At 42.9% G+C, this 13,438-nt stretch carries 10 protein-coding genes; 5 read left to right on the top strand and 5 right to left on the bottom strand.

What is annotated here, in order from left to right:
* Window positions 1–98: 98 nt before the first annotated feature.
* The 3 genes from HWQ47_RS12745 to pedF form a co-directional block, all read right to left on the bottom strand.
* Window positions 99–1,865, bottom strand: a complete 1,767-nt coding sequence (locus tag HWQ47_RS12745) for a PQQ-dependent methanol/ethanol family dehydrogenase (protein WP_269971483.1) — start codon at window positions 1,863–1,865, stop codon at window positions 99–101.
* Window positions 1,866–2,108: 243 nt separating this feature from the next.
* A complete protein-coding gene (locus tag HWQ47_RS12750) occupies window positions 2,109–3,002 on the bottom strand; it encodes a substrate-binding periplasmic protein (RefSeq protein WP_269971737.1) in 894 nt (297 codons plus the stop codon).
* A complete protein-coding gene (pedF, locus tag HWQ47_RS12755) occupies window positions 2,995–3,438 on the bottom strand; it encodes a cytochrome c-550 PedF (RefSeq protein WP_269971484.1) in 444 nt (147 codons plus the stop codon). The genes HWQ47_RS12750 and pedF overlap by 8 nt, the downstream gene beginning before the upstream one ends.
* A gap of 260 nt (window positions 3,439–3,698) precedes the next feature.
* Between pedF and HWQ47_RS12760 the strand changes: the two genes are divergently transcribed.
* From HWQ47_RS12760 to pip, 5 genes are read left to right on the top strand one after another with little or no spacing between them, the layout of a single operon-like run.
* A complete protein-coding gene (locus HWQ47_RS12760) occupies window positions 3,699–4,919 on the top strand; it encodes an ABC transporter substrate-binding protein (protein ID WP_269971485.1) in 1,221 nt (406 codons plus the stop codon).
* 56 nt (window positions 4,920–4,975) lie between these two features.
* The gene (locus HWQ47_RS12765) at window positions 4,976–5,899 is read left to right on the top strand and encodes a YVTN family beta-propeller repeat protein (RefSeq protein WP_269971738.1); all 924 of its coding nucleotides are present in this window, start codon (window positions 4,976–4,978) and stop codon (window positions 5,897–5,899) included.
* The gene (locus tag HWQ47_RS12770; protein ID WP_269971486.1) at window positions 5,896–6,624 is read left to right on the top strand and encodes an ABC transporter ATP-binding protein; all 729 of its coding nucleotides are present in this window, start codon (window positions 5,896–5,898) and stop codon (window positions 6,622–6,624) included. The genes HWQ47_RS12765 and HWQ47_RS12770 overlap by 4 nt, the downstream gene beginning before the upstream one ends.
* 2 nt (window positions 6,625–6,626) lie before the next feature.
* Window positions 6,627–7,409, top strand: coding sequence for an ABC transporter permease (locus HWQ47_RS12775; protein ID WP_442802038.1), 783 nt, complete (start codon window positions 6,627–6,629; stop codon window positions 7,407–7,409).
* Between the two features lies 1 nt (window position 7,410).
* A complete protein-coding gene (pip, locus tag HWQ47_RS12780; RefSeq protein WP_269971488.1) occupies window positions 7,411–8,388 on the top strand; it encodes a prolyl aminopeptidase in 978 nt (325 codons plus the stop codon).
* A gap of 125 nt (window positions 8,389–8,513) precedes the next feature.
* On the opposite strand, the gene HWQ47_RS12785 is transcribed toward pip, so the two are convergent.
* On the bottom strand, window positions 8,514–11,573 hold the full coding sequence (locus HWQ47_RS12785) for a TonB-dependent receptor domain-containing protein (protein ID WP_269971489.1): 3,060 nt from the start codon (window positions 11,571–11,573) through the stop codon (window positions 8,514–8,516).
* 507 nt (window positions 11,574–12,080) lie between these two features.
* Complete coding sequence (locus HWQ47_RS12790; protein WP_269971490.1) at window positions 12,081–13,415, bottom strand: anti-phage deoxyguanosine triphosphatase; 1,335 nt, start codon at window positions 13,413–13,415, stop codon at window positions 12,081–12,083.
* Window positions 13,416–13,438 lie beyond the last annotated feature (23 nt).

Below are 13,438 nucleotides of genomic sequence, written 5' to 3' on the forward strand. Positions count from 1 at the left end.
CTTATGTTGAGCTCTAATTTAGTTTGTGCTAAGGCTAGTTATAAGAAAGGACTGTATATAACAGTCCTTGTGAGTGTGAATATTGGATTTCTTGTTGGCTAGTTTTTAGGAAGCTTAAAGGTCCAGACTGTACCACCTTGGTTCAGGTGTTTAATGCGTTTAGCCACATCTCCACCCCAAAGAGGCACAGCGCCGCCCCAACCAGAAAGTACGGACACATATTGTTCATCGTCCATATCCCAAGTAATTGGGGAGCCAACGATGCCGGAGCCAGTATTAAACTTATATTTAATCTCACCTGTTTTGGCATTAAAGGCGATCAAGTATCCTTCTGGGTTACCCATAAAGACAAGGTTCCCCGCCGTGGTTAATACTCCGCCCCACAATGGAGAGTAGTTTTTGTAACGCCATACTTCTTTGCCCGTTTTTGGATCTATCGCCTTCAAGACACCAATATACTCTTCATTAATGGCCTTGATGGTAAACCCTGCTCCTAGGTAGGCAGCGCCTTTTTTATAAGCTGTGGGTTCATTCCAGATATCCATCTCCCACTCATTAGAGGGAACATAGAAAAGCTCGGTATCTTGGCTATAAGCCATCGGCATCCAGTTTTTGCCACCTAAGAAAGCGGGGGCTGCGATCACAGTACTGCCTTGTTTGCCATCTTGTGAATCCATGGGGTTACTCGGACGGTTATCGTCAATAAAGATTGGACGTCCTTTGGCGTCTAAACCTGATGCCCAAGAGATCTTATCTGAGAAGGGAAAACCGCGGATAAACTCACCATTTTCGCGGTTAAGTACGTAGAAAAAACCGTTACGATCTGCTGTAGCTGCAGCTTTAATTGTTTTACCATTCTCTTTGTAATTAAATGGAATGAGCTCATTTACACCATCATAATCCCAGCCATCATGTGGCGTTGTTTGGAAGTGCCAAACAATTTTACCTGTGTCAGGGTCTAAGGCTAAGCGAGAGGCTGAGAAGTAATTATCACCAGGTCTGAGGTGGGAGTTCCATGGCGCTGGGTTACCTGTGCCGAAGAAGAGTAGATCGACATCGGCATCATAGGTGCCGCCTAACCATGGTGCAGCTCCCCCCGATTTCCACAGATCCCCAGGCCATGTTTGTCCCGGTTTGCCACCGGATATGCCATTTTCAATTTTTTTGCCGTCTTTCCAGATGTAGCCCATATGACCTTCAACCGTTGGCCGTTCCCAAACGAGTTGACCATTAGTGGCATCATAAGCTCTGATCCTACCGACAATACCGAACTCTCCACCAGAAACACCTGTGATGACCTTGCCTTTAACGACAATCGGTGCAGCCGTGATCGAGTAACCAGCTTTGTAATCATCAACCTTTTTCTTCCAGACGACTTTGCCCGTATCTTTGTTTAGAGCGACTAGTTTAGCATCCAGCGTGCCAAAGATAACAAGATCACCATAAAGGGCCACACCACGGTTTATTACATCACAACAGGGCATGATCCCATCGGGTAGCCTAGCATCATATTGCCAAAGTTCATCGCCTGTTCTGGCATCTATGGCGTAAACCCGCGAGTAGGAGCCAGTGATATACATGACGCCGTCTTTGATCATAGGTTGTGACTCTTGACCACGCTGCTTCTCTCCCCCTAAGGAGAAAGCCCAGACAGGTCGCATCTCTTTTACTGTGCTGGTATTAATTTTAGTTAGCGGGCTGTATCTCTGGCCCTTTAAGCCCATTCCATAAGAGACGACATCTTGGGTTGTCGCTTGATCGTTAGCTATATCCTTATCAGTTACATTAGCACTCGCCGTACCACAGAGCGCTAATGTAATACAAAGAGATAATGATAACTTATTATTTTTGCATGTTTTTATCATTGTGTTTCCTCGCGTGATCGTTATCCAGTTAACGCTAATATTTAGCGTGCTATATACCAAATCAATAATGTGAACTCCCAGGGAGTGAGAATTTACTGCTTTGGTATCTGTTATCCTCTGACTAGCGTTTTATCTCTACGAGTTTTACTCGTGAGCTTAAGTAGGATAAATCCAGATTAAAGTGAATTGGTTTTGCCGCCTATTGCACCCCGTAGGGATTTATATCATCACTTAGTAGGACAACTAAGGATGAGTTTCTGTAGGTAGGTATAGCTCAGGTATTTGATAAATTGCGTGATATTTTGTAAATATATTTTCCATGTCGCCTTGTTTGATCATGTTTTCCACTATGTCACCTACGGCATACCCAAGTTGTCTGTATTGGCTTTTAACGGCCATGCCTATATCCCACTGTTGCCGTCCCAACATGGGGAAAGCATTCTCAGCTAAGGGATATTTCTTTGAGTCTAAGGTTTGCTGAAAATGACTGATTTGACTTCTAAGCCCCATTGCAGCATCGACTTCACCGCTATTCATAGCATCAAGTGCGAGTGGGATGGATGAGAAATGTTTTGCGCTGTCTCGCATTCGGCCAGCAAACGCCGAAGTGAGATAAAACTGAGGGATAGAGTCAACTTCGACACCAATATTATGGTATTGAAAAACAGCGATGGTGGTGACGGATTCGATCTGATCGGCGTTATATATGATCTGCCATGATTCTGTATGGTAGGGGGCAAACATATGCACCTGCCCGTGAACGAGTTCACCTATGTCATCACGCATCTGGGAGTAGGCTCTGTCATAGGGAACCCGTAACATAAGATCGGCAACACTACGTTTTAGGAAGTGACCCTTCCAGAGGTTGTTTCTGAGATCATCCTCTACATTTTCATCAGCAGTCATCCATCGCAACTTAAGCTCAACATTCAACTGCTTTGCAATGGATTGAGCTACATCGATGTCAATGCCCTTGGGAAGACCGTCTACCAGATAGGAAAAAGGCGCAAAATCACGATAGATGGCTACCGTGATCTGTTTACTTTCAATAATATCATCATAGGATCGGGCCAAAGCTGCGGAGCTAACAGCTAAGCTAGAGATCAAGCCACAGCTGATCCATAGGCTATTAATTATCTTCACTTACCGACTCTAACCAAGTTTTTATTGCCCAAAGTGCTTCCTGTGTAAGGTGCTCGGTCATTTTAGGCATATATACAGCCCCATTTCTAACAGCGCCGTTTTGAACTCGGTAACCATACCATTCATCTCCATCAATATCGGGAGCGAGAAGGCGAAGATCCGGTGCTATTCCACCAGAAATGCCACCTAATCCATGGCAGCGAGCACAATTCTGGTTATACGCTGATGCGCCAACACGTATGATATCTATCTGAATATCTCCGCCATGTTGTCGATAAGGGTTCTCTTCTATCCACTCCTCGCCGAGTTGAGGCAATTCAGAAGTGTCAATGGATTGTGGTGTAACAGCGCCATGGGCGGAAACATTGAAAGAGCCGATAATTAATATCGTTGCTAACAGGTATTTCTCTTTAAAACTGGTTCTTCTCATCTCAAATCACCTTCATCTTTGCTATCTTCTTATATTATGGATGAATACTAACCAGCAAATGTGTTATTTCGAATTACACTTTGGCCGTATTCCTCCTCCTCCTTTAGTAGGATAGATTAGTCTAGAACATAAAAATTTAAAGTTAATATCACTAGTTAACAATGGCTTATTGTTTTTTCTCTGTTTTGTGGGATGTTTTGAAAATTGAGATTTATTCTATATGCTGGTTTTAATGTTAATCATTTAGTCTAGGAGCAGTATTGAAGATAATCAGTGCAGACAATGCAAAAACTTTATTGCTAAGCTTATGTTTCTCCACTCTACTTTATACTGGAATCTCCTTCGCAGTGTCTGATAAGGTTGAGTTAATCGAGATAAAAATCAGTTATTTAAAGTTGAGTGTACATCAAGCGCCTGCACTGTCTAATGTTATTGAACAAGCCCAAGACAGCGGTTTTCAGGGAGCACGACTGGCGATTAATGATTCAAACACCACTGGTAAGTTTTTAAAGCAGAAGTTTGTACTTAATTACCATGACTTCAATGTGACGAAAGACCTCATGTCGCAGATGTCATCCGATTTTAAAGCTGGGCATCAGCTTTTTATCGTCGATGTTCCAATGAATACCCTGATAGAGATAGACCGTTGGGCTGCAGCAAGGCAAGTGTTGATATTTAATATCAACGAGTCATCAGATCGGCTCAGGTACCAAACTTGCTTAGCTTCCGTGTTACATACCAGTCCCAGTGATGCGATGAGATCCGATGCAATAGCTCAGTGGCTGCTTAGCCGGCGCTTGAATAAGGTGCTGCTAGTCAGTGGGTTACGAGATGAAGATATAGCATTAACGGATTCATTTAAGCGTTCAGCTAAACGTTTTGGTTTAAACATTGTGGCGGAAAAGAGTTGGAGTTTTAATACTGATCTTAGACGAAGTGCGCAGCAGGAAGTCCCTTTGTTTACCCAAACTAGAGATGATTACGATGTTGTTTACGTTGCCGATAAATCAAAAGACTTTGCTGAATACTTGCCGTTTAATATTTATCTACCACGACCCGTTGTCGGCTCAGCAGGATTGGAAGCATTATCTTGGCATTTTGTGATTGAGCAATGGGGCGCCGCTCAACTGCAAAACCGATTTAGAGCGTTAGCAAAACGCAACATGAATGAACTGGATTTTAGTGCTTACCTTGCTGTTAGGAGTATTGCACAAGCGGTTCATCAACAAAAAACAGCCGATCATTTAACACTCATCGCCTTTATTCAATCTGGTGATTTTGAACTGGCGGCTTATAAAGGTAGAAAGTTGAGCTATCGACCTTGGAGTGGACAATTGAGAATGCCGATGGCCTTAGTTCAACCACACGGCCTAGTATCACTTTCCCCCCAAGTTGGTGTACTGCATCCGAACACTGAACTGGATACATTAGGCTTTGATATTCAAGAATCTCGTTGTACTTCACAGAAGGGGTCATTATGACATCACCGAATCGGTTATTTATACTCTTTGTCTTGGGCATTAATTTTGTTCCTTTGATGTCAAATGGTACTGAATATGCCTATGTTACCAATGAAAAAGATGATGATATCTCTGTGGTTGATATGTCTAATTTGAAGGTGATTAAACGGATCTCAGTCGGTCAAAGACCAAGGGGAATTATATTTAATCATGATCAAACCTTGGCTTATATCTGTGCCAGTGACTCAGATACGATTCAGATCTTAGACTTAGCGACAGAGGCGATAATAGGTGAGTTACCGTCAGGGGAAGACCCTGAAACTATTGCTCTTCATCCAGATGGGAAAACCATCTATACCTCCAATGAAGATGATGCACTGCTTACGGTGATCGATATTGAATCTCGCTCTGTCAAAACCCAGATAGATGTGGGGGTTGAACCAGAAGGTTTAGCGGTGAGTCCAGATGGGCAAATCGTCGTGGTGACGTCGGAAACCACCAATATGGTCCATTGGATCGACACTGAAACTTATGAGAACTTTGATAATACCTTAGTGGCTGCCAGACCAAGATCAGCTATGTTTTCAACAGACGGTAAACAACTTTGGGTCAGTTCAGAGATTGGTGGTGAAGTGGTGGTGATTGATGTCAGTATAAGAAAGATAATCAAAACATTCACCTTTGAGATTAATGGGATCCACAATGATCGGGTACAACCCGTAGGAATAGTGTTGAGTGAAGATGGCCAGTTTGCCTTTGTCGCGCTAGGACCCGCCAATCATGTTGCTGTGATAGACAGAAAAACCTTAACCATCGAAGAGTATCTGCTAGTGGGCAGGCGAGTTTGGCAATTGGGCTTTAACCAAGACCAAAGCCTATTATTGACGACCAATGGCGTCAGTGGCGATGTCTCGGTGATTGACGTTAATAGAATGAAAGTCACTAAATCGATAAAAGTGGGCAGATACCCATGGGGAGTGGCGATTAAGGATGTTCAATGAGTATTTGGGTGGAAAACCTCTCCTACTCTTATGGGCGTAAGCAAGTCCTTAATGAGTTAAGCTTCTCGCTAACAGCAGGATTTAATGTACTACTGGGGCCAAATGGTGCAGGCAAGAGTACACTGTTTTCATTGCTGACAGGCCTATTTGAAACTGGGCATGGTCAGATTAAAATTTGTAATTTTGATCTGATTGAACAAAAAAGATCAATGCTCAGGCTCATGGGCGTTGTGTTTCAACAAAGTACCTTAGATTTGGATCTGTCTGTTAAGCAAAACCTGCTCTATCACGCATCATTACACGGTATTTCACCTGTTTTAGCCCTTAAAAATATAAAACCTATTCTTGAACAATTACACTTGTCTGAGCGCTTAAATGATCGCGTTAGGCAACTCAATGGCGGCCATCGCCGCAGACTCGAGATAGCCCGGGCTTTGATACACCAACCTAAGGTGATATTGCTCGATGAGCCTACCGTGGGATTAGATACCAGCAGTCGACGATTGATTATCGAACATGTGAGAGCATTGGCTCATGAGCTGGGGATCTGTATTTTGTGGGCTACCCATTTGATGGACGAAGTAAGCAGTGATGATGTGCTTATCCTATTAGACAAAGGACAGGTTAGGGCACAGGGGCATTGTAATCGTCTTTGCGATGATAATGACACTAAAAATGTATTGGAGCTCTACCATAAGCTAACCAGCAATAGGGAGTTGATGTGAATATTCAACAATACCAGTATTGTTTCTCCGGCGTTGTTAAGCGAGAGTTTTTACGTTTCTTACAGCAGCGCACACGTTTACTTAGTGCCTTGATTCGACCTCTACTTTGGCTGGTGGTCTTTGCAGCAGGTTTTCGTGCAGCCTTAGGGGTGTCGATTATGGAACCTTACGGCACCTACATCACTTATCAGCAATATATCACCCCAGGTTTATGTTGCATGATAGTACTGTTTAATGGCATGCAAAGTTCGCTTTCTATGGTGTATGACCGAGAAATGGGCAGTATGAAGCTGCTTTTGATGAGCCCTTTCCCTCGCCCTTTTCTGTTGATGTGTAAACTTATCGCTACTGCTATTCTCTCATTAATTCAGGTATATATCTTCTTGATTCTTGCTCAATTTGTGGATGTTGAAACACCATTTTTAGGTTACCTCACCGCAGTTCCAGCCATCTTTCTGATCGCCTTTTTTCTGGGGGCGTTAGGTCTACTTTTATCTAATTTGATAAAACAGTTAGAGAATTTTGCAGGTGTCATGAACTTTGTGATTTTCCCGATGTTTTTTCTTTCTAGTGCATTATACCCACTTTGGAAAATGAAAGAGGCAAGCCTCTGGTTATACTGGCTTTGTGAATATAATCCATTCAGTTATTGTGTGGAGTTATTAAGATTTGCCTTGTATCAGCAGTTGAATCTCGAAGCCTTTATGGTGGTCTTGATGACGACAATTGCCGTATCGGTACTAGCTATGTTTAGCTTTGTGCCCAAACGGGAAAGTAGGCGATAATTTGAATACTCTTTATCCGGACATTGAACCATACACTCACTACTACTTATCGATGTCGGCCAAAAAGGGAACGGTAGTACATCAACTTTACGTAGAAGAGTGTGGTAACCCACAAGGGCTGCCGGTTATTTTTCTGCACGGTGGTCCAGGCTCTGGTTGCCGCGCATCCCACCGCTGTTTTTTTAATCCTAAGTTATATCGAATCATTCTGTTTGACCAACGGGGTTGTGGTCGTTCACGCCCATATTGGGACTTAGAGAGTAATACAACCGCTTATCTTGTCGATGATATAGAGCAGATAAGAGTTACATTGGCCATCGACAGTTGGGTGGTGTTTGGTGGCTCTTGGGGATCAACCTTAGGGTTGGTTTATGCGCAGCATTATCCAGAGCGGGTGATGATGATGATTCTACGTGGGATTTTTCTCGCAAGGCAGCATGATATTGATTGGGTTTATTCAAGTTCTGGTGCTGCGAGGATATTCCCTGAAGCCTGGGAATTACTCATGTCTGTGCTTACCCCCTTAGAGCAGCGAACACCACTGAAGAGTCTATATCATCATCTAGTCGGGGATAATGAATTTCGCCGCGCACAAGTGCAGCAGGCTTTTAATCAATGGGAGCAGCAGATAGTCACGTTAAGGGAGCTTAACTATCAAATCTCAGAGTTAGTTGATGTTGAGCCCTGCAACGATGCCGCAGCCATGCTCCAGCTACATTACTGCCTTAATCTATGTTTTATCGCTCACCAACCCATTTTAGCGAATATCGATAGCATTCGGGAAATTCCAACTCACATTGTTCATGGACGTTATGACATGGTTTGCCCGGTAGAACAAGCTTGGGAACTTGCAGAGGTTTGGCCTGAAGCAAGTCTCACTATCTTGCCCCTAGCGGGCCATGCCGCAGGGGAGTTAACTATGGTAGATACCTTAGTGGGTTTAACCGATAAAGTCGCTGCTGAGCTATGTTCACACTAGTTGTACCGATTAGTTAGTTAATTTGGTTATATTTGATATGGGCATAAAAAAGCGCTACTCATATGATGAGTAGCGCTTTTTAGCTTGTATATAATTTAAGTTAACTCACATCAAGTATGTAAGGCTTAGAACTTGAACTCTGCTCCGGCGTAGGCGAAACGTCCTTTACCGCCACCATAGTTACTGTCGAAGTTACCTCTTCCACCTATGGCCATAAATGGACCTTTATCGTCGAAGATATTGTTCACACCGCCAAATAAGCGAAGTTCACCATCATTAGATAGATCTAACGTATAGGAGACCGATAGATTGTGAGTGATGTAAGAGGGCAGGTTGTAGAATGAATCATCTAACGTCTCAGGCTCAAGTACACACTTATCATTTTTTTCTGCACAATACTTATCATTTTTCTCCATTGCTTTAGCCCAATCATCATATACTGTACGGCTAGCGACAACGGCACTCTTAAAACGAGTGCTCCAACGAACGCGCCAAGCATCATCGTAATACCACGAAAGTGAAGCTGTTGCCTTATCTTCAAAGATATCTTGTGAAAGATCACCTTCGTAGTTTTTTGTTGAAGGCCCATCAGGGCTCTGAACCGTTTTTTCATAGTTGAATACATGGGTCCAGTCTGCTTTGAACTTTAGCGAACCGTATTCATTCAGTTCATATCTGTATTCTGCTGCAAAATCAAAACCATTGGTTTTGATCTCATCGACATTATACACACGCTGATAAATGGTATTTATTTGTCCATCTGCATCACGTTGGATATCGTTACAGAAAGTATTATCATCACCAAACTCCAGAGATGAGTCATAACAATATTCGATTATATCTTCGTTGGAGAAAGAGGAGATAGCATCTTTGATTGAGATATCGTAATAATCGATAGCAATCCGCAAGCCTTCAGCAAATTGAGGCGCTAAGGTAATACCTAATGTGTAGGTATTGGCAGTTTCCTCTATTAAATCTGGGTTACCAACGTTAGGTGAATAACCGCTGTTGTCATCTTCAAACTCACTACCATCGGCGATAATGGTTGCAATACTTGTTTCTAAACGGCATTTATCATGGCCATCATCCGTGGAGGTGAGAGTGGTTCCTTCACAGATATCATCAAAACTATCGTAGTCACCGCGTGGTGGTGAAAGTAGTTCGGTAATGCTTGGTGCACGTTGAGCTCTTGCCCAATTACCACGTATTGCATAACCTTCTACCGGCTCCCAGACGATGCCGGTTTTATAACTCTGAATGAGCCCTGTACCAGACCAGCTGTAATCGGCCAGTCGTGCAGAGATTTCAGCTGTCAGACTCTTAGCACCGGTGACATCTTTAAGTAGTGGGAAGGCGGCTTCACCAAAAACTTCATAAACGCTAACATCGCCAGAGAAAGTCGGTACATAGTTGAATGAAACGCCTCCTAATGGCACATTGGTTTCAACACTTTGCTGATCTTTACGGTATTCAAAACCAAAGGCTGTTGCAACTGGGCCTGCTGGCATCTCAAATAGATCGCCTGCAATAAAACCAAGTACTGTGGTCTGCTGTACCTCTGTCGATATGGTTGGGGTGGCACGGATATAATCGGCAGCTTCTGGTGTAATAGATCCTTCACCAAACAGGTTAATGGGCACACAGCCAGCAGCACGTGCATCGGCATCGGCGCACTGAATGGTGCCATCATCTAGCGTTTCTGCGTTTAGAGCTTGGGTGACATTTGCTACATAGAGTTCATTGTAACGGGTCTGTTCTTGGGTGAACTTGCCGTAACCAACTGAGACATCCCAATCCCAATTGCCATCAAACATGGTGCCTTGTAGTCCTGCCCATGAACGTATGGTTTTACGGGTGTTATCATTAATGATATTGCCAACTTCATCGAAACCTCTATCCCATTTTACCCCTTTGCTGCTGGCTTGATCATAGATCTCTTGCGGCATATAGGGATTATTTTTAGGTATACGCCCAACACCAATTTGACTGCTTTCACCTGTAATAGGATCTACAACAACAATCCCATCAAATTCATCTTCGCTCTCTGGGGATTTCTGATTTATTGAACGGTTTTGGCTATACTGAACTTGGAAATAGCTCTGGATATCATCGGTTAACTCAAAATCGACTTTGATTGCAGCAGATATGGCCTCATCGGGGACTTTTAACATTACAAATTGATTAAAATCGCGGCCATACTTCTCTTCATACCAATCATTGCGGAGACCATTTGAGTCATACCAAAAACCGCCACTTTCTCCGTCGTCTGGTTTGTAGCTGGTGTCTTCATCGAAGACGCCGCCAGCAATGGAGTCGCTTAGATTACGCCAGTCAGCTTGCGTTATCCCCTTCATACAAACGCCTTTACTTGAGGTACTTTCCACTGTGGTCATAGCATTACACATTTTAGTTGTGTTGTATTTCCAGGATTCTTGTTGCTGTGCACGATCACGATCCCAGTAGGAAAGACCATATTGCTTATCATAAGTAGAGCTGAAGAACAGGTAGCCACGGTCATCAGCAAAGTCTGCACCGTAATCTAAATCTAAAGTGAACTCTTTAGCCCCACCATCGGTGCTTTCACCGCCACGAGCCTTAAAAGAAAAGCCCTCTTTATCCTGTTGAGTGATGATGTTCACTACACCAGCAATGGCATCTGAACCATAAGCGGCAGATGCACCACCAGTGATAACTTCAACTCGATCAACCATACCTGAAGGAATGGTTGAAAGGCTGACATAGTTACCTGAATAGCTGTTAGAGACGACTCGACGGCCATCAATTAAGGTTAAAGTTCGGTTAGTACCTAATTCACGGAGGTCTATCGTCGATAAACCGGTATTTTGGACACTGGATTGTGAGTTGCTATTACTGCTACCTTCAGAAATTTGTGGCAGTTCTTCTATTAGGATTTCGGCTAGTGAGCTGAGTCCTGAATCTTCAATAGAGTCTCGACCTAACACTGCGAGTGGTGTGGTGATGCTAAAGCTGTCACGACGAAGCCGTGAACCAGTAACGGTGATTTTCTCTTGAATGCCTAGCTCTTTCGTTTCATCTGTTGCTGCAGCTTCCAGTGCGGGCTTTTTAATCTCTTTTTCATCAGCAGCGTAGGCCTGTGGAACTAAGCTTAATGCACTCCCCATAATAGCTGTTTGTATTGCTATGGTGATCAGTTTTTTGTTCATCTCTCCATCCTTATATTTTTTGTTATTTGTATGTCTGCCAAACTTTCGTCTCTTCTTAATGCATATAAAGATGCATATGGACGACTTTAAACTGTTGGGCAGTAATCCCCGGAATAAACAATCACTCAACTCTGTGTTTACAAACAGATAAGGTGTTGCAGATAAAGTTAGAATCAACTAGATACGCAATTACTTATTGGGCGTAACAGTATGCTAACAATTGGGTTTGTATAGTCAAATATAGGTTCTTGTGTAAGTCATTGATGTTAAACGGGTAGATATTAAATAGATGTAAAAATGAGGTAAAACCGAGTGGTTTTACCTAATATAAAAACACGGTTCAGGTGAACTTTTAGTTAACGTTATGTGCGAATAGGTGATTGTACAGATCGACTTAGAGCAAGAAAGATAAAAATAACCATCCCAGATAAACAATTTATTTGGAATGGTTAGAGAATTGTGGCTGCAGTTTTAAGCGAATATATTGCATAAGTAGACCGTTGAAGCTTATAGGTCGTGATTTAGCTCAATCATGGAACTAGATTTGGGGCTGAATAGCTGCTGATGTAATCTCGCTGCATATTCATCTGTCATGCCAGAGATATAATCGGAAATAACCCTATGACAGTTAAGCCCTAATTTTTGACTTCCACGCCAACGGTCTTGAGTGTGTATTGGCAGTAATCGTTGTGGATCTGATTCGAACGCTTCAAACAGCTCCATGACGGTTTGCTGGCCCTTGTATTCGAGCATCTGGATCTCTGGTTTTTGAATCACAAATTTGTAAACAAATTGTTTTAATACTTCTAAGGCGCAAGCAAACTGCTCATCTAGTGCGGCATTAAAACGAAGTAAAGGTTCTGTAAAATGCTCATCCTCTTTAAGTGTAATGGCGGTAACAAAGCCATTGACTAAAGTGCCTATGGCATCTTTTCTGAGGTGGTGTTGGTGAGAGAACAATTTATTGCCTATGGTAGAGAATTCTTCTCGTATCCAACTATCCTGATTATTTATTAAGATACTGGCGACGTCAGATTGCCATTGGCTGGCTGCCACAATACCCATAACGATGGCGTCTTCGAGGTCGTGAACCGCATAAGCTATATCGTCGGCGAGTTCCATAATAGAACAGTCTAAGGATTTAAATCGGGTACGTTTATGTTTGCCAGTTTCGGGTTCATGACTTTCTAAAAACCGTGTTCTGTCGGCATTTGATAAAGGTTCAAGTACCCAATCTAAAATAGCTTTATCGTCATCAAAAATCCCTTTAACAGGTGGCCAGTCAGCAGGTTTTAGTTGACGAATATTGTTTATCACAACCTGTTTACCATTATGATGTAATGAGGAATAAAGAGCGGGATATTTAAGTACGCCTAATAAAGTGCGACGGCACAAGTTCATGCCATAGAACTCAGTATAGGGTTCTAGTCCCGTTAAAATTCTAAAAGTCTGGCCATTGCCTTCGAAACCGCCATGATCCCGCATCATATAGTTCAGTGCTATCTCACCTCCATGGCCAAAAGGAGGGTGGCCAATATCGTGGGCAAGACAGAGAGATTCTATCAAACTCATGGAATCAAATAGGTAGAGATGATCTGGCTGTTTTATTTTTAACTGAGCACGAATCCCAGTACCAATCTGTGAGACTTCGAGGGAGTGAGTTAACCGAGTGCGATAGAAGTCATTCATGCCAACACCTAACACTTGTGTCTTTGCCTGCAATCTTCTGAATGCTGCTGAGTGTAATATTCTGGCACGATCCCTTTGATAGGGACTGCGATGATCATTGCGCCTCTTTTTATCTTCACTGAGACGCCTTTCATGCCATAGGGATCCAGTCATGGTTATCCTTTATCTTATTTGCT

Source organism: Shewanella sp. MTB7, assembly GCF_027571385.1.
Lineage (GTDB): Bacteria > Pseudomonadota > Gammaproteobacteria > Enterobacterales > Shewanellaceae > Shewanella.